Below are 20858 nucleotides of genomic sequence, written 5' to 3' on the forward strand. Positions count from 1 at the left end.
AGCGCTGACCCACATGGCTTCGTGCCGGAGGCGCTGTGCGTCCGTCCTCCCGACCAAATCAGCCCCCGCCGCCTCAGCCGCTTGAGCCGCGCCGGAAGAGTCGCTGGATCCAGGGCCGCAGGGGTTCGAACTCGGGATAGTTGCCGTCGGCCAGCCCGGCCCGCTTCTCGAAGTGGTTGCGCACCCCGTAAGACCTGGTGAGCAGGATCGACCAGCCGCAGGCCAGCCAGTACGCGGGCCAGAACAGCGGACCCCACGCGGCGTACTGCGCGGCGTGCCGGCTCTCGTGGCGCAGCAGTTTCGCGCGCCGCGGATCGAGCAGCCACTCCGCGCTGCGTCTCGTGATGATCACCGAGCCGACTGTGAAGCAGGACGCCGGTGGTTTCCGGAAGCGGTAGTTCTCGGCGATCAGGATGCCGTCCGGCCCGCGCTTGATCGTGGTGCCGGTCAGCTTCGCGATCAGCAGGCCGATGCCGGTGGTGCCGTTGACGGCGGTCAGGACCGTCCGGGTCCGCGGCCTCATCAGATCCGCCGTCGCATCTGGAGCTCGGTGAGCGCGGGCACGGTGGGGTGCGGCAGACGGACGCCCGTGTCGGTGAAACCCAGCTTCTCGTACGCCCGGACGGCCCGCTCGTTGCCGACCACCACCTCCAGCATCAACTCGTCCCGGCCGGCCTGCAGCGACCAGTCGGCCACCGCGTCGACGAGCTGGGCCAGCACCTTGCCGCCCCGGTGTGTCGGTGTCAGGTAGACCGCGAAGACCACCGTGCAGTGTGGCTCGTCGGGCACCACGGTCCCGCCGGCGTGCCCGATGAACGGGCCGTCCTTCGGTGCGGCGACGAACTGGGCGGTCCCGAAGCCGGTGGCGGCCTGGCGGATCCGCTGCCGGTAGCTCTCGTGCGGACGGGCCGCCGCCTGGGCCAGGGTCTCCAGGAAGGCGAGCGGGCTGTCGGCGAGCATCTCCAGGCGCAGCGCACGCATCCGGCTCGTGTCGTCCGGTGTGACCCGGCGTACGGTCCAGTTGTCCATGACGTCCTCCATACCCGGCGGCACCCGCCCGGGCAACCCTGAGCTGGGCTTTCAAGATCCTTCCCGGAATGCCGGGCTCACCCGCTGGTTTCGCGGGAAGATGGATTTCTTGCACTCGCCACCGGGGAGTGCTAAACAAGTGATTGGCACTCGCGCCATGTGAGTGCCAGCAGGTCGGGACGGTGGGGTTCCGGTCGAAGCGCTGCCATCGGCGCCTCGACACGAAACCGGTCGTCGCGGGCTATCCGGCTCGGCCTGAGGACGTCACATCGCCAGGTGGTGACGTCCACAGACTTCCTCAACGTGCGGAGAGCGGGGCCGACGAGGCCCGGCACCGCGGATGTCCGGGAGGACAACGCCGTATGGCCAAGATCATCGCATTCGACGAGGAGGCTCGTCGGGGCCTCGAGCGTGGCATGAACCAGCTTGCCGACGCCGTCAAGGTGACGCTCGGCCCCAAGGGTCGCAACGTCGTGCTCGAGAAGAAGTGGGGCGCCCCCACGATCACCAACGATGGTGTATCCATCGCCAAGGAGATCGAGCTCGAGGACACCTTCGAGAAGATCGGCGCCGAGCTGGTCAAGGAGGTCGCGAAGAAGACGGACGACGTCGCCGGTGACGGCACGACGACCGCGACCGTCCTCGCCCAGGCGCTGGTCCGTGAGGGTCTGCGCAACGTCGCCGCCGGCGCCAACCCGATGGCCCTGAAGCGGGGCATCGAGGCCGCCGTCGCGAGCGTCTCCGAGGGCCTGCAGCAGCTGGCCAAGGACGTGGAGACCAAGGAGCAGATCGCCTCCACCGCCTCCATCTCCGCCGGTGACTCCACGGTCGGCGAGATCATCGCCGAGGCCATGGACAAGGTCGGCAAGGAAGGCGTCATCACCGTCGAGGAGAGCAACACCTTCGGTCTCGAGCTCGAGCTCACCGAGGGCATGCGCTTCGACAAGGGCTACATCTCGGCGTACTTCATGACCGACGCCGAGCGCATGGAGGCCGTCTTCGACGACCCCTACATCCTGATCGCCAACAGCAAGATCTCCGCGGTCAAGGACCTGCTGCCCGTCCTCGAGAAGGTCATGCAGTCCGGCAAGCCGCTGGTCATCATCGCCGAGGACGTCGAGGGCGAGGCCCTGGCGACCCTGGTCGTGAACAAGGTCCGTGGCACCTTCAAGTCCGTCGCCGTCAAGGCCCCGGGCTTCGGTGACCGCCGCAAGGCCATGCTCGAGGACATCGCCATCCTGACCGGTGGCGCCGTCATCAGCGAAGAGGTCGGCCTCAAGCTCGACGCCGCCGACCTGACCCTGCTGGGCCAGGCCCGCAAGGTCGTCATCACCAAGGACGAGACCACCATCGTCGACGGTGCCGGCAACGCCGAGCAGATCCAGGGCCGGGTCAACCAGATCCGCGCCGAGATCGAGCGCTCGGACTCCGACTACGACCGTGAGAAGCTGCAGGAGCGCCTGGCCAAGCTGGCCGGCGGCGTTGCGGTCATCAAGGTCGGCGCGGCCACCGAGGTCGAGCTCAAGGAGCGCAAGCACCGCATCGAGGACGCCGTTCGCAACGCGAAGGCGGCCGTCGAGGAGGGCATCGTCCCCGGTGGTGGCGTCGCGCTGGTTCAGGCCGGCAAGACCGCGTTCGACAAGCTGGACCTGGTCGGCGACGAGGCCACCGGCGCGAACATCGTCAAGGTCGCGCTCGACGCCCCGCTGCGTCAGATCGCCGTGAACGCCGGCCTCGAGGGTGGCGTCGTGGTGGAGAAGGTGCGCAACCTCGCCGCGGGTCACGGCCTGAACGCCGCGACCGGTGAGTACGTGGACCTGCTGGCCGCGGGCATCATCGACCCGGCCAAGGTCACCCGCTCGGCGCTGCAGAACGCCGCGTCGATCGCCGCGCTGTTCCTCACCACCGAGGCCGTCGTGGCCGACAAGCCCGAGAAGAACCCGGCTCCGGCCGGCGCCCCGGGCGGCGGTGACATGGACTTCTGAGTCCAGTCGTAAGAACGGGCGGTCCGCTGCGAGGCGGGCCGCCCGTTTTTGTGTCACCGGCCAGGCTGACGAGCCCTGCCGCCGCGCCGATGCGCCTCGCCGCCGGGCGGGTGTGCCTTGCCGCCCGGCGGTTGTGCCTTGCCTCCCGGCCGGTGTGCCTTGCCGCCGATCCAGTGGAGGACGACGCCGGCCAGGGCGATCGCCGCGCCGGTGCGGATCACGGTGATCAGATCCGGACCCGTGGTGGGGAGTGGGCCGGCCGGCGGGGGCGGATCCGGCGCGCTCGGTTGCGGTGCGGGCGAGCCGGGGTCAGGTGCGGACGCGCTCGGGTGGGGTGCGGGCGAGCCCGGGTGAGGTGTGGACGGGCCCGGACCGGGTGCGGACGGGTCCGGTGAACCGGCTGTGCCGACCTCGATCACGATGGTTGCCTGCGCCAGGTTCCCGTCGGCGTCCACCACCGTGTAGGTGAACGTGTCGATCCCGGTGAACCCGGGCGCCGGCGTGTAGGTGACGCTGCCGTCCGCGTTCAACACGACCGTGCCGTGCGCCGGGGTGCCGACCCGGATGACGGTCACCGGCCGGCCCTGCTGATCGGTGCCGGGCAGCGGGATGCCGACCCGTTCACCGGGCTTGGTGGCCGCCGACCTGTCCGGGACCGTCGGTGGCACGGAGGGACGCACCGACGGCAGCACTGACGGCGGCACCGACGGCAGCACCGACGGCGGCACCGACGGCAGCATCGACGGGGGGACCGACGACGGAGCTGGCGATGGCACGGACGGCAGCACGGACGGCAGCACCGGCGGGGGGACCGGCGACGGAACCGTCGGCGGCACTGACGACGGCAGGGGTGGTGACACGGTCGGCGGTGTGGTCGGGGGTGGGCCCGTCACGAGCACGGTGATACTGCCGGTGGCACTGTTGCCGGCGGTGTCGCGTACCCCGTACGAGAAAGTCTCCGTCCCCGCGAACCCCGCCTGCGGCGCGTAGCGGACCCTGCCGTCGGCGGTGATCGCGGCCGTGCCGTGGCCGGGCGTGCCCACCGCCGACACCGTCAGGGCCTCCGCCTCCGGATCGGTGTCGTTGGCGGCCGCCGCGATGTGCACGGCCGTGCCGGAGGCGGTGGTCACCGTGTCGGCGACCGCCACCGGCGGGCCGTTGATCGTGATGGTCACCAGGCCGATGTCGGTACGCCCCAGATCGTCGGTGACCACGTAGGTGAACGTGTCCTGCCCGGTGCGGCCGGCCGCCGACCGGTAGGTGAGCGTGCCGTCCGTGCCCAGCACGGCGTCGCCCTTGCCGGCGGCGGTCGCCGACGCGACGCTCAGCACTTGTCCGGTGTTCGGGTCGTGGTCGTTGGCGAGCACTGCCAACGGTGTGGTGACCTGGGGATGTGCCAGGAAGGTGTCGTCCACCGCGATCGGCGCGGCGTTACGCACCGTGATGGTGATGACGGCCGAGGAGGCCAGCCGTTCCGGGTCCTCGATCGTGTAACTGATGGCATCGGTGCCGTGGAAACCGCTCGCCGGGGTGTAGGTGAGTGTGCCGCCGGCGCCGCGCACGACGGTGCCGTGCGCGGCGGAGGTCACCCCGGTCAGCGTGATCGGGTCGGTGTTCGGGTCGTCGTCGTTGGCGAGCGGGCTGATCGTGATCGGTGTGCCGGTGTCGGTGGTGGCCGCGTCCGCGCGGGCCACCGGCGCCGAGTTGACCACGCCGATCGTGACGGTGGTGCTGGACGAGCCGAGGCCGTCGCTCAGGGTGTAGCCGAAGAGGTCGGCGCCGCGATGCCCGGCGCCGGGCGTGTAGGTGATCTTCCGGCCCGGGCCGACGGCCGCAGTGCCGTGCGCGGGCAGTGCGGTGACGCCGATGGTCAGCGGGTCGCCGTTCGGGTCGTCGTCGTCGTTGGCCATCACGTCGATGGCGAGCGGCACGCCGGCCTGCACGGTCGTCGCGTCGGGGCGGGCCACCGGCAGCCCGTTCGACACGGTCACGGTGATCCGCCCGGTGTCGCTGCCGCCGCGGCCGTCGTCGATCGTGTAGGTGAAGTGGTCAGTACCGGAGAAGCCGACGTCCGGGGTGTACCGGACCGTGCCGTCCGGCCGCACCACGGTGGTGCCGTTCGACGGGTTGCTCGCGCCGCTCACCCGCAGCGTGTCCGGCGGCAGGTTGGCGTCCGAGACGTAGGTGCGTACGTCGACGTCGAGGTACCGGCCGTACGGGGTGCCCACGGTCCCGTCGGCGGCTGCCGGTGCGGCGTTCCCCACGGTCACCGTGACGTTCGCGTCGGAGGTGCGCCCCCCGCCGTCCCGCATCGTGTAGGGGAACGTGACGGTCCCGGAGAAGCCGGCCGGCGGCTGGTAGCGGACCCGCCCGCCGGCCATGGTCCCCGGCGCGCCGACCGAGTGGAGGATCTTCACGTCGCCGAGGTTGGGGTCCGTGTCGTTGGCCAGTACGTCGATCAGCGCATCCGTCTGGAACGGCGTGCCCACCATGTCGTCGGCCGCGGTCGGCGCGGCGTTCTCGACGTCCACGTAGACGTCGCCGACCGCCTGCCCGCCATGGCTGTCCTCGATCGTGTACGTGAAGTGCGCCTGGCCGCTGAAGGAGACGTCCGGGGAGTACGTGACAAGCGGGCCGACCCGGGTGACGGTGCCGGCGCCGGGCTGCGGCTGGCCGACGGCGATCACGGTGAGCGAGTCGCCGAAGGCGGAGTTGGGGTCGGTGTCGTTGACGAGCACCGGGACGACCACCGGGGTGGCGGGCGGTGCGTTGCGCATGTCCTCGCCGGCCACCGGCAGGGCGTTCGCCGTGGTCACGGTGATCGTGGCGGTGCCGGTGCCGCCGTGGGAGTCGTCCACCTCGTACGTGAACGTGTCCGCCCCCGTCCAGCCCGGCACCGGGGTGTAGCCGACCGTGCCGTCGGCCCGCACCACCGCGGTGCCGCGGGCCGGTGCCGAGACGATCGAGATCAGCAGGTCGGAGGCGTCGTCGTCGGGGTCGGAGTCGTTGGCGCGCACGTCGATCGCGACGGGTGTGCCGTTCGTGGTGGTGGCGCTGTCCGGCACCGCGGACGGTGGCGAGTTCACCGCGAGGGAGGCGGTGGCGGTGTCGTTGCCGCTCACCTGGTCCCGGCCGGTGCCCGTGGCCGTCACGGTGGCTACCGCGTCCGGTGCGGCGGTGGGGCCGGCCACGGCGGGGACCGTGACGACGGCCTGGTGTCCGGGGAGCAGCGGGCCGAGCAGGCAGGTGATGACCTGGCCCGCGGCGGTGCAGCCGGCGGGTGGCGGGCCCGGCGTCAGGCCCGCGGGCAGCACGAGCGAGGCCCGGGCGGCGGGTTCCTGGTCCGGGCCGGTGTTGCGGACGGTCGCGGTCCAGGCCACCGGGGTGGGTGTGGCGGCGCGCCGGACGAACGCGGGGGTGGCCGTCAGGGCGGCCGCCAGGTCGGCGTCCGGGCGCAGCACCGTGCTGGCCGTGCTGCTGCCCACGGCGGCGACGGCCACGCTGGTGGTCCGGCCGGTGTATCCGACGTTCACCAGGTTGGTGACGGCGTACCCGGCCGGGGTGTTCACGTCGACCGTGACGCGCAGGGTGACGTAGGTGGTGCCGAGATACGGGATGCTGCCGAGCCGGAACACGGCGGTGCCGCCGCCGGCCCGACCGCCGTCGGCGTCGTCGGCGTCGGTGACCGCCGTGTCCGCGATACGCAACGACCCGGGGACGTACGTGGTGTGCACGGGGATCGCGTCGGTGATCGTCACCCCGTCGGCGATGTCGTTGCCCACGTTGCGCACCGTGATCCGGTACTCGATCTCGTCGCCCGGCACCAGGGCACCGCCGTTCACGTCGGTCCCGGTCATGGTGGTGACGATCTTGGGGGCGTACAGGTCGATGGCGATCGTGACGACGCCCGGGTAATAGGTCTCGCCGGCCGTGGTCATGGTCAGGGTGGCGCTTGTCGCGGCGTTGCCGAGCACCCCCGAGGCGTCGAACTGGTCGATGTCGACGCCGAACAGGTTCCGCTGGTTCGGGCCGCGTCCGCCGATGACCGCCCCGCCCTCGCTGACCGTGCTGTTGAAGGCGTTGTTCGCCGGATTCGCCGCGTCGCTCAGGGTCCGGCCGTTCAACCGCAGGCCGTCGCCCGTCTTGCCCAGGTCGCCCTCGTACGCGACGGCGCCCACCTCGGCACGCACCGGTCCGCTGTGCGGCGTCTCCAGCCCGGTCACCGGGATCGACACACTGCCCGAGTCGATCGAGCCGAAGCCGTCGTAGATCCGGAGGCTGCGCAGATCCTCGTCGGGATGGGAGTACGCGATCACCAGCGTCCAGCCGGCATAGCGGTCGGTGCCTCGACCGGACTGGATGTCGGCCACCCCGTACACGCCGTTGCCCGCGCCGGCCACCAAAGCGGTCACGTCGGCGAATCCCTGGTACGCCCCGGTCGTGTTGATCATGTAGAGGTCGGTGGCCGTGATCGGCTTCCACGCCGTACCGGCCGGTGTCCGGAACCGCACCCTGTCCTTGTTCGCCGGGGCCGGCGCTGCCGCACCGAGCAAGGAGCCGACGGCGTCGCCGGCCCTGGGGTCGGCGCCCCAGTACAACCCGGCGAAGAGCACCGTGCTGCCGGTGGGCATGTCGATCGTGGCGGTGCTGTCGTTGAAGGTCGCCGGGTCGCCGTCGGCGTTCGTGAAGACCATCGGATAGCCGTTGTCGTTGAGCTCCTCACCGAGACTCGACCCGATGCCGTCGCGCGCCGCCGTGCAGGCCGGTGTGAGCAGGTGCACCGGGCAGGTCAGGTTCGCGTTGCCGCGCAGCATGATCGCGCCGTTCGCGTTGACGTCGAACCGAGTGGTGAACGGCGTCGTGATGGCGGCTGCCACCTGCTCCGGCGGCAGCGTCGTCAGCATCACGGCAAGGACGAGAAGAAGGATCCCGGCGGTCCGCGCGCGCACGTCCTCACGCTAAGGAGGCGTGCCGCAGGCCGTACCGGAATGCCGTTTTTCGTCCATATGCAGGACGCCTGATCGCGCTAACCTGGGACAGGTGCGTGATCCTTCGGTTTCCCGGAACTCGGCCGGCCGGCTCTCCCCGATCCGGCGGACGGCCGACCTGCGCCGCCTCCGGAACGAGCAGTTCGACGTCCTGGTCATCGGCGGCGGTGTCACCGGCGCCGGCGCCGCGGTGGACGCCGCCTCCCGCGGGCTCAAGGTCGCCCTTGTCGAGGCGCGTGACTTCGCCGCCGGCACGTCGAGCAGGTCGAGCAAGCTCATCCACGGCGGTCTGCGCTATCTCGAGCAGCTCGAACTGCACCTGGTGCACGAGGCGCTGACCGAGCGCGGGCTGCTCGCCACGCGGCTGGCGCCGCACCTGGTGCGCCCGGTGCCGATCCTGGTGCCGCTGCCGGCGGCCGGCATGGCGCAGCGCACCTGGCAGCGGGGTTACTACGGGCTCGGTGTCGCGGCGTACGACGTCTTCGCCGGGATCTTCGGGCCGGGCCGGGGCATGCCGCTGCACCGGCACCTGAGCCGCGACGGCGCCCGTCACCTCTTCCCGAGCCTGCGCGCCGACAAGATCAGCGGGGCGATCCGCTACTACGACGGCCAGGTCGACGACGCCCGCCTCGTGGTCAACCTGGCCCGGACCGCGGCCAGCCTGGGCGCGGCAGTGGTGACGAGCGCCCGGGTCACCGGTTTCGTGCGCGAGGCGCGCGAGGTGGTCGGCGTGCGGGTCCGTGACCTGGAGGCCGCCGGTTCGGAGGAGTTCGAGGTCCGCGCCCGAACCGTCGTGGCGGCGACCGGCGTGTGGAGCGACGACATGTCGCAGATGCTCCGCGACGTCGGGGTGCGTCCCGGCCTGCGGGTCCGCGCGTCGAAAGGCGTGCATCTGGTGGTGCCGCGATCGGCGATCACCGGTGACGCCGGGCTGATCCTGCGCACCGCCACCTCGGTGCTCTTCGTCATCCCGTGGGGCGGTCACTGGATCATCGGCACCACGGACACCGACTGGCAACTCGACCGCTCGCACCCGGCGGCCTCGGCGCGCGACATCAGGTACCTGCTGGACCAGGTCAACACGGTGCTGGACCGGCCGCTCACCACCGACGACATCGAGGGCGTCTACGCCGGCCTGCGCCCGCTGCTCTCCGGCGAGGCCGACTCGACGTCGAAACTGTCCCGCGAGCACGCCGTGGTCGAGCCGATGCTGGGCCTGCTCATGGTCGCCGGCGGGAAGTACACGACGTACCGGGTGATGGCCGCCGACGTGATCGACCGGGCGGCCCGCCGGCTGGGCGGCCCGGTGCAGCCGTCGCGCACCGACCAGTTGCCGCTGCTGGGCGCGGACGGCTATGCCGCCGCCTGGCGCGACCGGCATGATCTGGCCCGGCGGCACGGCGTCACCGCAGGGGTGGTCGAGCACCTGCTGGAGCGGTACGGGACGCTCACCGTGCACCTACTCGCGATGATCGCCGCCGACCCGTCGCTGGCGACCCCGCTGGCCGGCGCCCCGGAGTACCTGGCCGCCGAGGTGGCGTACGCGTCACTTGCCGAAGGCGCCCTGCACCTGGACGACGTGCTCACCCGGCGCACCCGGATCTCGATCGAGACGGCGCACCGCGGCATGGAGTCGGCCGAGCACACCGCCCAGATCATGGGCGAGGCCCTGGGCTGGGACGAGACCGTCCGGCAGCGGGAGGTCGAGCACTACGTGGCGCGGGTGGCGGCCGAGCGGCAGTCGCAGACCATGCCGGACGACGCGACCGCCGACGCCGCCCGGCTCGGTGTGCCGGACGTGCGCGGGCTCGCCGCCGACCGGCGGGTCGAGCTGCTCGAGCTGGATCTTTGATCCTCGTCGACGAACCACTCTGGCCGGGGCGCGGCCGGCTCTGGTCGCACCTGGTCAGCGACGTGTCGTTCGACGAGCTGCACACGTTCGCGGAGATGCTCGGCACGCCCCGGAGAGCGTTCGACCGGGATCACTACGACATCCCGGAGCAGCGGTTCCGCAGCGCGCTCTGGCTGGGCGCGACCCTGCTCCCGTCCCGCGACCTGGCGGCCCGGCTCCGGGCGGCGGGCCTCCGCCGCCCCAAGCACCTGTCGGGGCGGCGCTAGCGGGTGATCCACCGGCGGTGGGCGTCCATGTCGACGTTGCTGCCACAGATCACGGTGACCACGTGCCGGCCGGCGAAGCGGCCGGGGTCCGCCAGCACGGCGGCCACGCCCAGCGCCGCGGAGGGTTCCACGACGAGTCCGGCATGCTGCCAGAGCATCCGGATGCCGGTGACGATGGACGTCTCGTCGACGAGAACGGCGTCGTCGGCCACCCGCAGCAGGTCGTTGAGCACCTCGGGGATGGGGTGCCGGCCGGCGACGCCGTCCGCGATGGTGTCGACGGTGGCGGTGGTGACGACGCGGCGCTCATGCCAGGAACGGGTCATCGCGGGGGCACCACGGGGCTGCACGCAGACGACCTCGACCTCCGGCCGCAGAGCCTTCAGCACGTGGCCCACGCCGGTGGCCATCGCGCCGCCACCCAGAGCGATCAGGACGGCGTCGGCGGAGGTGGCACGATCCACCAGCTCCAGGCCGATGGTCGCGGCGCCCTCGCACGTCTCGATGTCCAGGCTGTCCTCGACCAGCCGGATGCCGCGCCGCCGCGCGATGGCCGCCGCCTGCTGCCGGGCCATCTCATGGTCACCGTCGACCAGCTCGAGCGCCGTGCCGAGTGCCCTGATCCGGTCGAGCTTGGCCGGGGACGCCCGCCGGGCCGCCACCACCGTCACGTCGATGTCATGACGCCGGCCCGACCATCCGAGCGCCCAGCCGAGGTTGCCCGCGCTGGCGCACACCGCGGCGGTCTCGCGCCGGCCGCGGAGCAGGTTCGCGACGAGTTCGGTGCCCCGGCCCTTGAAGCTGCGAACCGGGTTGGCGGTCTCCAGCTTGATACTGACCGCGCAACCCAGCGCGCGGCCCAGGGCCTCGCACCGATACAGCGGCGTATCCAGGAACACCGGATCGATCACGTGCCGGGCCGCGCGGATCCGTTCCAGATCCAGCCGAGTTCCGATCATGACCTGCCGATCCGCGCGGGCTGAACGCTCCTCAGGCGAGCTCTTCGAGCTCTTTCTTCAGGTTGGCCTGGGCGCGATCCTCCCACTCGGCGCGGATTTCGGGGTGCCGGTAGATGGAGGGCAGTTCGAGAAGGGCTTCGAGCACCCGGGTACGGGCGGCCCGGAACGCGTCGTCCGGCACGTGCGCGTACTCCCGGCGGATGGCGCTGGTGTACCTCGCGTACTTCTCCTCGTCGGCGGCGAGGATCGCCAGGTCGGCGTCGCAGAGCAGCTCGCCGTCCGGGTCGGTCTCCGCGGTGGCGTGTCCCGCGGTGAGCCCGACCAGCCGGGCCACCTCGGTCGCCACCTCGTCGGGGGCACCCAGGCTGAGCAGCAGGCCCTCGGCGAACTCGGCGCTGTCCCGCTCGTTGGCGTCACCGAGCGCCCGCGGGTCGTAGACGGCGTCGTGCAGCCAGGCCGCCAGGCGTACCCGGTCGGGGTGCGGCGCCAGCTCGGCGTACCGGTCCACCACGTCCAGGACGGCGGCGAGATGTGTCACGTCGTGATAGTGCCGTTGCGGCTCGGTCCAGCGTCCGACCAGGTAGTTCGCGGCAGCGTCCAGGTCGGCGTCGCTGGTGGTGGCGCCGGCGCCGCGCGCCGCCGCCCGGAAACGATCGGGCAAAGATGTCACAGTCGTATCCTGGCACGTAGTTTGATCACATGATCGCAGCTCTGGCCCGCGGCCGTGCGGGTCTGATGCTCGCGCTGCAGTCGGGGCTCGCGGCCGGGCTCGCCTGGTTCGTCGCACACGATCTCCTGAGCCGGCCGATGCCGTTCTTCGCGCCGATCGCCGCGGTGATCACGCTCGGTTCCTCGGTGGGCCAGCGTCTGCGCCGCACCTCCGAGCTGGTGATCGGCGTCGCGGTCGGCATCGGGATCGGTGACGGCATCATCCTGCTGATCGGAAGCGGACCGGCCCAGATCGGGCTGATCGTGCTGCTGGCCGTGCTGCTCGCGACCGCGGTCGGCGGCGGCGCTCCACTGATCGTGCAGTCGGCCTCGTCGGCCGTGCTGGTCGCCACCCTCACCTCGACCACCGAGCAGCCGTGGACGCGCTTCCTGGACGCTCTCGTGGGCGGCGGGATCGGTCTGGCGGTGATGAGCCTGCTGCTGCCGCTGAACCCGCTCACGGTGGTGTCCCGGGCCGCCGACCCGGCGCTGCGGGCCTTCACCGACGGCCTGCACGAGGCGGCCCGCGGGCTCGCCGCCCGGGACCCGGACGTGGTTCAGGCGGCGCTGGAACGGTTGCGCGCCGCGGAGCAGACCTTCGACGCCTTCCGGTCGGCCATCGAGGCGGCCCGGGAGAACGTGGCGTTCGCGCCCGCCCGGTGGCGCAGTCGTGGTGCGCTCGCCCAGTACGTCGAGGGCGCCGCCCAGCTCACGTACGCGCTGCGCAACGTCCGCGTGATGCTCCGCCGGGCGCACACCGCGCTGAACGACCAGGAACCGATCCCGGACGTGCTGCCCGCCTCGATCGAACACCTCGGTGACGCGGTCGACCTGCTCCGGCAGGAATGGGACCGGGGCGTGGAACCGCTCGCCACCCGGGAGCGGGCCCTGCGGGCGGTGGCCGAGTCGGGGAAGGCGTACCAGGCGGGGGTCGGCTACTCGGGCGGTGTCGTGGTGGCGCAGGTGCGTACCGCTGTCGCGGACGTGCTCCGGTCGACGGGCATCGAGTACGCCGAGGCGACCCGGCTGGTCCGGCACGCGGTGGGCTGGCGTGGCCGTCCGCACCGCGCTCGCAAGAAGCGGCATCCTGGGGCGGGCTGAACGCGACGCCGGTGACTACGCTGGCGGTCATGGCCGACGTCTCACCGCCGGAAAACGCGGCGCCACCGGAAGACCCCGCGCCGCCGCGGAGCACGGACCCGGTCCCGCCCTACCCGGAGACCACCGAGGCGATGGCGAGCGCGCCGATCCCGGGCCGGCGCATCGGCTGGCGGCGCTGGCTGCCGGTCACCGCGGTGATCGTGCTGATCGCCTCGGCGGCGATCGGCATGCTGGTCTTCCTCGGCTACTCGATCGGCGTCACCGGCCTGGCCATCGGCCTGACCGCGGCCATCCTGCCGGTCCCGCTGCTGGCCAGCGCGTTCGCGTGGCTCGACAGGTACGAGCCGGAGCCGGTGAAGTACCTGGTCTTCTGCTTCGCCTGGGGCGCCGCCGTGGCGACCGCGGTGGCGCTGGTGGTGAACACCGGGGCGGCGTACCTCTTCGACAAGATCGGGCTGCCCGACGCGCTGGTGGCGGTGCTCGTCGCCCCCTTCATCGAGGAGTCGATGAAGGTGCTGGGACCGCTGCTGCTCTTCCTGCGCCGCCGGGCCGAGTGGTCCGGCATCACCGACGGCATCGTCTACTGCGGGCTCTCCGCGCTCGGCTTCGCGATGGTCGAGAACGTGCTCTACCTGGGCGGGCACGGCTACGCGACGGGCGCCGACGAGTACGGGCCGGCGACCGGCCTGCAGAACGTCTTCCTGATCTTCATCGTGCGGATCCTGTTCACCGGCTTCGCGCACCCGCTCTTCACCTCGATGGCCGGCATCGGCCTGGGCATCGCGGCGCGGTCCGCGGACCGCAACGTGCGGTGGCTCGCCCCGATCGCCGGCCTGCTGGCCGCGATGATCCTGCACGGGCTCTTCAACCTGCTGCCGACGCTCTCCTCGGCGACCGGCGAGACCCTGATCATGCTGTACGGGTACCTCGGCTTCATGGTCCCGTTCTTCTTCGCCGTGGTCGGTTTCGCGATCGCGCTGCGCAGCTGGGAGGGCCGGCTGGCCGAGCGGGTGCTGCCGCTCTACGTCTCGACCGGCTGGTTCGCCCCGCCGGAGGTGGCCTCGCTCGCCAGCCTCGGCCGCCGGCACTCGGCCCGGGAGTGGGCCAAGCGGGTCGCCGGTCCGCCCGGGCTCCGGGCGATGCGCAGTTTCCAGTTCGCGGCCACCCGGCTGGCGCTGCTGCGCGACGGCATGCAGCGCGGGCTGACGCACAAGCCGAAGGATCTGGAGCGGGCCACGACCGAGGAGCGGGAGCTGCTCGCCGCGATCACCGGCTACCGGTCGGTCTTCGCCGGGCGTGACCCGCAGACGCCGCCGGCCTGGTGGGACGGGCACCACTACCGGATCACCTTCCCGGACGGCGCGGTGCGCCCGGTGGCCCCGCCGGCCGAGCCGGTGATGCCGGTCCCGATCAGCCTGGCCCCGGTCTACGCGCACCCGGGCTACCCCGGTCCCGGTTATCCGGGACAGGGCGGTCATCCAGGCCAGGGTGGTTATCCGGGCCAGGGCGGTTATCCAGGACAGGGCCACCCCGGGTATCCGCCGAACCCGAACCTCGGACATCCCGCGAGCCCGACCGGATACCCCGGAAGCCCGCCGCCTTACCCGCCCGTACAGCCACCCTATTCGCCCGTACAGCCGCCTTATTCGCCCGCGCAGCCGCCGCCTTATTCGCCCGCGCAGCCGCCGCCCGGTGACGTCCGGCCTCAGAGGTAGAGGCCGGTCCCGTCCGCGTCGACCCGGGTCGCCGCGACCGCGTGCACGTCCCGTTCGCGCAGCAGGACGTACTCCTTGCCGTGCAACTCCACCTCGGAGCGGTCATCCGGGTCGAACAGGACACGGTCGCCGACGACGATCGAGCGCACGTTCGGCCCCACCCCGACCGCGACGGCCCAGGACAGGCGGCGCCCCATCGAGGCGGTGGCGGGGATGACGATGCCCGCGGTGGATCGGCGTTCGCCCTCGCCGCCGTCCTGACGGACGAGGACGCGATCGTGCAGCATCCGGATCGGCAGTCCGGTGTCGGTACTCACAGACGGAGACGGTACGCCCGTGACGAACGGCTCTTCACCGCCGGGCAGGGCATGGCCGGACGGTGATTCCGGCATCGGGGCACTACCGTGATGGACGGGTACGCGGGGCACGGACGAGGGGGTCGGCGGTTGAACCGCTTGCAGCGGGTCCGGGACAACTTGAAGAAGGCGTACGAGGCCGGGCGCGATTCGGTGCGCACCGCCCGTGACGAACGCCCCGCACCCGACCGCGACGAAGTGAGCACCGACTTCTCGCCGCGCCACCCGGAACCGGAGATCGTGCACAACTCGACGAACAGCCGTGACGACGCCGACGTGCCGCAGCCGCTGCGGATCGCGGCCGCCTGGAGCTGGCGGCTCATCGTGGTCGGCGTGGTTGGGCTGGCCCTGCTCCGGCTGATCGGCATGGTCAGTGTCGTGGTGATCCCGCTCGCCATCGCGCTGCTGCTCACCGCGCTGCTCGGGCCGGCCGTCGGCTGGTTGCTGCGGCTGCGCCTGCCCCGGTCGCTCGCCACGTTCCTGGTGCTGGTGGGCGGCCTGGCCGCGGTCGCGGGCACGCTGACGCTCGTGGTGAACCAGTTCATCGACGGCCTGCCCAATCTGACCGAGAACGCCAGCGCCGGTGTCCGGCAGATCCAGAACTGGGCACGGACGGGACCGCTGCACCTCTCCGACGCGCAGGTGGACTCGGCGATCGATTCGGCGCAGGAGTGGGTCAACTCGAACACCTCGCAGCTGACCTCGACCGGCATCTCCACCGCGGCCACCCTCGCCGAGGTGGCGACCGGCCTGGTGCTGGTGCTTTTCGCGACCTTCTTCTTCCTGCGTGACGGCCGCCGGATCTGGCGGTTCATGGTGCGCCTGCTCCCGGTGAACGCGCGCTGGTCGATCGCCGACGCCGGTGACGCCTCGTGGGCGACCCTGGGCGCCTACGTCCGGGCGACCGTGCTGGTGGCCTTCATCGACGCGGTCGGCATCGGCCTGGCCCTGCTGGTCCTGGACGTGCCGTTCCCGTTCCCGCTGGCCGCGCTGGTCTTCCTCGGCGCCTTCATCCCGATCGTCGGCGCCAGCATCTCCGGCACGGTGGCCGTGCTCGTCGCCCTCGTCGATCAGGGCTGGCTGATCGCGCTGCTCACGCTGGGTGCGGTGATCCTGGTGCAGCAGTTCGAGGGGCACGTGCTCCAGCCACTGATCATGGGCCGGGCCGTCTCCATCCACCCGCTCGCGGTGATCGTCGGGATCGCCTGCGGTGTGGTGCTGGCCGGCATCATCGGCGCCCTCGTGGCGGTCCCGTTGATCGCGGTGCTGAACACCGGGGTGCGACGGCTGTCGCGGCGCCGCCCGGAGGTCCCGCCGGACGCGGTGGTCGTCCCGTCCGGGGGCGCCTGACGCCGTGGTGTTCGTCCGGTCCGCGGCCGCCTGACACCGTGGTGTTCGTCCGGTCCGCCGCATCGGGCATCTGAGCGACGAGGCCGGGACCCGATCGGGGTCCCGGCCTCGGGTGTCACAGAGCGTGGGCGGTCAGGCGGTGGCCACGTTCAGCGCGATCTCGTTGACGCCGACCGTGACGTCGACCGCGAGCTCGCCGTTGCCGTGCCGGCTCAGCGCCCGCACAGTCCAGGAACCGGGCGCGGCGAAGAAGCGGAAGACGCCCTCGGGCGACGAGACGACCTCGGCGGTGAACTCGCCGGACGCGTCGAGCAGCCGGACGTACGCACCGCCGACGGCCTCACCGTCGGCGTTCGTCACGATGCCGGTGATCACGGTTTCCCGGGTCAGGTCCACGCTGCTGGGGAGGGGCGCGGACTGATCGGGGGCGGCGCAGCCGGCCGTGACGTTGGTGGCGGGAGAAGTCATGGTCACGCCTTTCCGGGTTCGTCGCCGAGGGCGATCGGGACACCGATGAGCGAGCCGTACTCGGTCCACGAACCGTCGTAGTTCTTCACGTTCTCGTGGCCGAGCAGCTCCTTGAGCACGAACCAGCTGTGCGAGGAGCGCTCGCCGATGCGGCAGTACGCGATGGTGTCCTTGCTGCCGTCGAGGCCGGCCTCGCCGTAGATCTTGGCGAGCTCCTCGTCGGACTTGAAGGTGCCGTCCTCGTTGGCGGCCTTGCTCCACGGCACGCTGATCGCGGTCGGGATGTGACCGGCCCGCTGCGACTGCTCCTGCGGCAGGTGCGCCGGTGCGAGCAGGCGACCGGCGAACTCGTCGGGGCTGCGCACGTCGACCAGGTTCTTCACGCCGATCGCGGCGACGACCTCGTCGCGGAAGGCACGGATCTCGAGGTCCGGCTCCTTCGCGTTGTAGACGGTCTTGGTGCGGCTCGGCACGTCCTTGGTGTACGGACGGGCGTCCAGCTCCCACTTCTTGCGGCCGCCGTCGAGCAGCTTCACGTCGCCGTGGCCGTACAGCTTGAAGTACCAGTACGCGTACGCCGCGAACCAGTTGTTGTTGCCGCCGTAGAGGATCACCGTGTCGTCGTTGGAGATGCCGCGCTCGGAGAGCAGGGCGGAGAACTGCTCCTTGTTGACGAAGTCCCGGCGGATCGGGTCCTGGAGGTCCTTCTTCCAGTCGATCTTGATGGCGCCCGGAATGTGGCCGCCGTCGTAAGCGGTGGTGTCCTCGTCGACCTCGACGAAGACGATGCCCGGCGTTTCCAGGTTCTTCTCGGCCCAGTCGGCCGAAACGAGTGCGGTGTCGCGACTCATCGGGTCACTCCCTTGATGGTGGGTGATGGGTGAGTCAGCGCACGGAGACGTTTCTGTCGCACTCCGCGCGGGACCCATGGTTAGGTCGGATCACGGGCTGCTGTGCGACGGCGCCACTGCCGGGCAATCAGATATGCCGGCCTAGAAAGAGGAGGTGCTCAGCACCGGTGGCCCCGTCAGATGACAGGGCGACACAGGCACGCGGCCACGCGGCACAGGTCGACCGCGCGCCTTTTCGTGAGCAACAGGCTCATGCGACCGACCCTACCAGCGGGCCCGCAGCGTGGAACAGCACCGACCACCATCCGGGATCGGACGATCACAGTCCGGCCGCGGACAGGTTCACGTTGTCCGCGCCGGCGGTCACCCGCAGGCCCTCCGGGAGCACCTGCACCTCCCGCACGACCAGGTTCAACGGCAGCGCGGGGATCTTCACATCGTAGGCCAGCGCATCGATCATGGACTGCAGGAACGGGAAAGCCGGCAGGTCCTTCGACGTCACCTCGGAGAAACGCACCCGGAGCGAGCCGTTGTCGACGGTCAGGTTCGTGTTGCCGGTGACCTCCAGCGGCTGCTGCCCGGGAATCGGGAGCTGCACCGTGGCGATCAGCTTGCCGTCCTGCTCGGACAGCTTCACATTGTCCTGGGCGACGAGCGCGGTCAGTTCCTCGTACCCGATCGTGCCCGCACCCGTCACCGTGCCCGCGACGACGTCGCCCTGCCCGGTGCGCAGCGTGTTCAGCGGAGCCCGCACGTCGCGCGCCCGGATGTCGAGCAGCGACATGTTCACCGTGCCGCTGCGGCCGTCCGGCGCCGCGAAGTCCGGCAGCTCGATCCGGATCTCGTCGTAGTCACCGCTCGCGACCTGGGTGAGGAAGGGGACACCGGCGATGGTGACCTCGGGCGGGCCGCTCGTGGCGTTCTGTGCCCGCACCTCGTCGTCGATGCGGCCGGCCAGCACCCGTTCCGCGTAGGCCGCACCCGCCCGGTCCAGCACCACCACGCCGGCGACCAGGAGCACCAGCAACACGACGACGGTAGTGAGCAGCCTCCGCCTCCTGCGCCCTGCGGCCACGATGCCTCCCGGTTCGCCCGATGTCTGGGAAACGTACATGCCCCCGTCGGGGGTCCGGCGAAACGGCTGCTTCTCCTGCAGGCGGAACGGCTGCCTCAGGAGAGATAGAGATGAACCAGGGCGTACGCCGCCGCCGCCGTCAGCGAGAAACCGCCGAGCGGGCCGTGCATGTGCCGGGCCAGCCACAGCGTGGGCGCGTCGCCGGCCAGGCGCCGCCCCGCCTCACCGAAATTCACCGCCAGGTCGATCAGGATCGCCGCCACCGCCGCCACCAGGCCGAGCACCGCACCCTTCGCCGGGGTGAACGGGAAAACCAGGTAACTGCCGAGCATGGCGGCCGCGAGAGTGCCGACCATGGCGCCCAGCACGATGCCCGCCGCGCCACGCGGCACCTGCGCCGCGATCCGCGGCTTCGGGAACACGGCGTCGGTGAGCCGGGCGACGGCAAGCGCCAGACCGGCGCCGACACAACACACCAGAATGGCCTGCGAGCCGATCGGCTGCCGGGTCAGGACGATCAGGACCGCGTACGCCACCACGCCGAACACGATCAACGCGGTCGTCCGGTAGGTGTCACTGATCCGCTGCCGGTCCTCGGCCCGCACCGCCTGGCCGACCAGGGCCGCCACCGTGCCCGCCGCACCCGTCCAGAACAGCGGCATCAGCGCCGCCGTGTCACCGCTCACCGCCAGGTAGTCGGCGACGAGCGCGGTCACCGCCACGACCGCCGCGGTGGGCACGACCGCGGGCGGCTGCAACGCCATGGTCCAGGACAGCACGCAGAGCAACTGCACACCGAAGAGCACGACGGCGTACGACGTACGCGCGCCCGGACCGACAGTCAGCGAACCCAGCACCAGGGCCACGGCGAGCAGCCCGGCGAAACCCGCGATCGCGATCGACAGCTTCGGCCGGACCGGGATGACCTCGATCTCCTCGAACTCGTCGTCGTCCGGGTCGTCGGGTTTACCGTCCGCCTCCTCGTCGGGGACAGCGCCGAAGAGCCCGGGCTTCGCCCGGCCCGGGTTCATCCGTGCGACCTGCTGGGAGGCTTCGGCGTCCCAGGGATCGTCCTGCGGCATGGAGGGGAACACGACTGCGATCGTGCCAGACCCGTGACCCAGGTCCCAATCAGTGCCGCTTCACCCGCCGCATCCCGCCTCGCATCGCCCCGTTGCGTCACCGGCGTGCGTCAGGCATGTGACGGCCCGGAGTCCGGTAAAAGGTCGGTTAACGAATCGGCCTTTCAGTCACCTTCTCCGCGTTCTCTACGTCACTTGCCGGTTCGACCAGGGCGTCCGGAGTGATGCATCGGTTAAGGTAAGCGCAACCCACCCGTCGGTGACGCCGGGCCCAGTTCCTCCGGTGGCACAGCCTTGAGCTGCGCAAACCGGGTCACCCGAGCGGCCTTTGGTGCCGCGAGGACGGAGGTGAGTGTGGAGATCCTTCTGCTGGTGACGGCACGTGCCGGTGAGCCATCCGCCGTGCTGCCCGCCCTGGACCTTCTACCCCACTCTGTACGAACCGCTCCGCGCGACGTCCGCACCCTGGTGTCCGGGCCCAGCCCCGACGCCGTGCTGGTCGACGCCCGCTCCGAGCTTTCCGAGGCACGTGCGACCTGCCGCATGCTGCACGCCACCGGCATCGGTGTCCCGCTTCTCGCGGTCGTCACCGAGGCCGGCCTGATCGCGCTCAACGCCGACTGGGGTGTCGACGACGTCATCCTGGCCAGCGCGGGCCCGGCCGAGGTGGAGGCCCGTCTGCGGCTCTGCGTCGGCCGCCTCAACAACGCGACGGCCGGTGCCGGCGGTTCCATCCGCGCCGGTGAGCTCAACATCGACCCCGACACGTACGCGGCGAAGCTCAAAGGCCGCCCCCTCGACCTCACGTACAAGGAGTTCGAGCTCCTCAAGTTCCTCGCACAGCACCCGGGCCGGGTCTTCACCCGCGACCAGCTGCTGCGTGAGGTCTGGGGTTACGACTACTTCGGCGGCACCCGGACCGTCGACGTGCACGTGCGGCGCCTGCGCGCCAAGCTCGGCTCGGAGTACGAGTCGATGATCGGCACCGTCCGCCAGGTGGGCTACAAGTTCGTGGTCCCCCCGTCCGGCCGCCAGCTTCCCGACCACGACCCGGTCTCGATCCCGGTCTGACC

At 71.3% G+C, this 20858-nt stretch carries 18 protein-coding genes; 7 read left to right on the forward strand and 11 right to left on the reverse strand.

Translation table 11 applies throughout. The annotated features are described in order from the left end of the window. Window positions 1-73: 73 nt before the first annotated feature. Window positions 74-523 (reverse strand): hypothetical protein, encoded by a 450-nt coding sequence (locus tag LPA41_RS01995; RefSeq protein ID WP_229067846.1) that lies wholly within the window; start codon window positions 521-523, stop codon window positions 74-76. Continuing rightward, window positions 523-1029 carry a GNAT family N-acetyltransferase gene (locus LPA41_RS02000; RefSeq protein WP_229067847.1) on the reverse strand — a complete coding sequence of 169 codons (507 nt, stop codon included), beginning with the start codon at window positions 1027-1029 and terminating at the stop codon, window positions 523-525. Before LPA41_RS02000 ends, LPA41_RS01995 begins: the two co-directional genes overlap by 1 nt. A gap of 362 nt (window positions 1030-1391) precedes the next feature. Here LPA41_RS02000 and groL point away from each other — a divergent pair, with 362 nt between their 5' ends. After that, complete coding sequence (gene groL, locus LPA41_RS02005; protein ID WP_229067848.1) at window positions 1392-3014, forward strand: chaperonin GroEL; 1623 nt, start codon at window positions 1392-1394, stop codon at window positions 3012-3014. Between the two features lie 53 nt (window positions 3015-3067). On the opposite strand, the gene LPA41_RS02010 is transcribed toward groL, so the two are convergent. Continuing rightward, complete coding sequence (locus LPA41_RS02010) at window positions 3068-7963, reverse strand: Ig-like domain-containing protein (protein WP_229067849.1); 4896 nt, start codon at window positions 7961-7963, stop codon at window positions 3068-3070. Between the two features lie 91 nt (window positions 7964-8054). Between LPA41_RS02010 and LPA41_RS02015 the strand changes: the two genes are divergently transcribed. Continuing rightward, the gene (locus tag LPA41_RS02015) at window positions 8055-9854 is read left to right on the forward strand and encodes a glycerol-3-phosphate dehydrogenase/oxidase (RefSeq protein ID WP_229067850.1); all 1800 of its coding nucleotides are present in this window, start codon (window positions 8055-8057) and stop codon (window positions 9852-9854) included. Next, window positions 9851-10120 (forward strand): DUF4031 domain-containing protein, encoded by a 270-nt coding sequence (locus LPA41_RS02020; RefSeq protein ID WP_229067851.1) that lies wholly within the window; start codon window positions 9851-9853, stop codon window positions 10118-10120. Before LPA41_RS02015 ends, LPA41_RS02020 begins: the two co-directional genes overlap by 4 nt. Here LPA41_RS02020 and LPA41_RS02025 read toward each other — a convergent pair. Further along, window positions 10117-11079: a threonine/serine dehydratase gene (locus LPA41_RS02025; protein ID WP_229067852.1), complete on the reverse strand. Its 963-nt coding sequence runs from the start codon at window positions 11077-11079 to the stop codon at window positions 10117-10119. The two genes, LPA41_RS02020 and LPA41_RS02025, sit on opposite strands and share 4 nt — an antisense overlap. A gap of 31 nt (window positions 11080-11110) precedes the next feature. After that, complete coding sequence (locus LPA41_RS02030) at window positions 11111-11749, reverse strand: metal-dependent phosphohydrolase (protein ID WP_229067853.1); 639 nt, start codon at window positions 11747-11749, stop codon at window positions 11111-11113. A gap of 29 nt (window positions 11750-11778) precedes the next feature. On the opposite strand from LPA41_RS02030, the gene LPA41_RS02035 reads away from it, so the two are divergent. Both LPA41_RS02035 and LPA41_RS02040 read left to right on the forward strand, forming a co-directional pair. Continuing rightward, window positions 11779-12888 (forward strand): aromatic acid exporter family protein, encoded by a 1110-nt coding sequence (locus LPA41_RS02035; RefSeq protein WP_229067854.1) that lies wholly within the window; start codon window positions 11779-11781, stop codon window positions 12886-12888. 29 nt (window positions 12889-12917) lie between these two features. Then, window positions 12918-14603 carry a PrsW family intramembrane metalloprotease gene (locus tag LPA41_RS02040; protein WP_229067855.1) on the forward strand — a complete coding sequence of 562 codons (1686 nt, stop codon included), beginning with the start codon at window positions 12918-12920 and terminating at the stop codon, window positions 14601-14603. On the opposite strand, the gene LPA41_RS02045 is transcribed toward LPA41_RS02040, so the two are convergent. Continuing rightward, window positions 14594-14890 (reverse strand): co-chaperone GroES, encoded by a 297-nt coding sequence (locus LPA41_RS02045; RefSeq protein WP_229068099.1) that lies wholly within the window; start codon window positions 14888-14890, stop codon window positions 14594-14596. The two genes, LPA41_RS02040 and LPA41_RS02045, sit on opposite strands and share 10 nt — an antisense overlap. Window positions 14891-15058: 168 nt before the next feature. Between LPA41_RS02045 and LPA41_RS02050 the strand changes: the two genes are divergently transcribed. Next, window positions 15059-16309 carry an AI-2E family transporter gene (locus LPA41_RS02050; RefSeq protein ID WP_374238105.1) on the forward strand — a complete coding sequence of 417 codons (1251 nt, stop codon included), beginning with the start codon at window positions 15059-15061 and terminating at the stop codon, window positions 16307-16309. A 132-nt stretch (window positions 16310-16441) separates the two neighbouring features. Here LPA41_RS02050 and LPA41_RS02055 read toward each other — a convergent pair whose 3' ends face one another. The 5 genes from LPA41_RS02055 to LPA41_RS02070 all read right to left on the reverse strand — a co-directional run bounded on the left by LPA41_RS02055 (window position 16442) and on the right by LPA41_RS02070 (window position 19785). After that, on the reverse strand, window positions 16442-16777 hold the full coding sequence (locus LPA41_RS02055; protein WP_229067857.1) for a DUF1416 domain-containing protein: 336 nt from the start codon (window positions 16775-16777) through the stop codon (window positions 16442-16444). Between the two features lie 2 nt (window positions 16778-16779). After that, window positions 16780-17628 (reverse strand): sulfurtransferase, encoded by an 849-nt coding sequence (locus tag LPA41_RS02060; protein WP_229067858.1) that lies wholly within the window; start codon window positions 17626-17628, stop codon window positions 16780-16782. 176 nt (window positions 17629-17804) lie between these two features. Further along, complete coding sequence (locus LPA41_RS43185) at window positions 17805-17933, reverse strand: Ms5788A family Cys-rich leader peptide (RefSeq protein WP_374238090.1); 129 nt, start codon at window positions 17931-17933, stop codon at window positions 17805-17807. 14 nt (window positions 17934-17947) lie between these two features. After that, entirely contained in the window at window positions 17948-18658 is a 711-nt protein-coding gene (locus LPA41_RS02065) for a DUF2993 domain-containing protein (protein ID WP_229067859.1), read from the reverse strand. Between the two features lie 140 nt (window positions 18659-18798). Continuing rightward, window positions 18799-19785 (reverse strand): hypothetical protein, encoded by a 987-nt coding sequence (locus LPA41_RS02070; protein WP_255689126.1) that lies wholly within the window; start codon window positions 19783-19785, stop codon window positions 18799-18801. A gap of 354 nt (window positions 19786-20139) precedes the next feature. Here LPA41_RS02070 and LPA41_RS02075 point away from each other — a divergent pair, with 354 nt between their 5' ends. Next, the gene (locus LPA41_RS02075) at window positions 20140-20856 is read left to right on the forward strand and encodes a response regulator transcription factor (protein WP_229067861.1); all 717 of its coding nucleotides are present in this window, start codon (window positions 20140-20142) and stop codon (window positions 20854-20856) included. Window positions 20857-20858 lie beyond the last annotated feature (2 nt).

This window comes from Actinoplanes sp. DH11 (genome assembly GCF_020873875.1).
Taxonomy (GTDB): Bacteria; Actinomycetota; Actinomycetes; order Mycobacteriales; family Micromonosporaceae; genus Actinoplanes.

What these genes read in the sequence shown, in the direction of transcription:
- LPA41_RS01995 (WP_229067846.1), bottom strand. Translation starts at nt 523, where the DNA reads ATGAGGCCGCGGACCCGGACGGTCCTGACCGCCGTCAACGGCACCACC.
- LPA41_RS02000 (WP_229067847.1), bottom strand. Translation starts at nt 1,029, where the DNA reads ATGGACAACTGGACCGTACGCCGGGTCACACCGGACGACACGAGCCGG.
- groL (WP_229067848.1), top strand. Translation starts at nt 1,392, where the DNA reads ATGGCCAAGATCATCGCATTCGACGAGGAGGCTCGTCGGGGCCTCGAG.
- LPA41_RS02025 (WP_229067852.1), bottom strand. Translation starts at nt 11,079, where the DNA reads ATGATCGGAACTCGGCTGGATCTGGAACGGATCCGCGCGGCCCGGCAC.
- LPA41_RS02035 (WP_229067854.1), top strand. Translation starts at nt 11,779, where the DNA reads ATGATCGCAGCTCTGGCCCGCGGCCGTGCGGGTCTGATGCTCGCGCTG.
- LPA41_RS02040 (WP_229067855.1), top strand. Translation starts at nt 12,918, where the DNA reads ATGGCCGACGTCTCACCGCCGGAAAACGCGGCGCCACCGGAAGACCCC.
- LPA41_RS02045 (WP_229068099.1), bottom strand. Translation starts at nt 14,890, where the DNA reads ATGCTGCACGATCGCGTCCTCGTCCGTCAGGACGGCGGCGAGGGCGAA.
- LPA41_RS02055 (WP_229067857.1), bottom strand. Translation starts at nt 16,777, where the DNA reads ATGACTTCTCCCGCCACCAACGTCACGGCCGGCTGCGCCGCCCCCGAT.
- LPA41_RS02060 (WP_229067858.1), bottom strand. Translation starts at nt 17,628, where the DNA reads ATGAGTCGCGACACCGCACTCGTTTCGGCCGACTGGGCCGAGAAGAAC.
- LPA41_RS43185 (WP_374238090.1), bottom strand. Translation starts at nt 17,933, where the DNA reads ATGGTGGTCGGTGCTGTTCCACGCTGCGGGCCCGCTGGTAGGGTCGGT.
- LPA41_RS02070 (WP_255689126.1), bottom strand. Translation starts at nt 19,785, where the DNA reads ATGCCGCAGGACGATCCCTGGGACGCCGAAGCCTCCCAGCAGGTCGCA.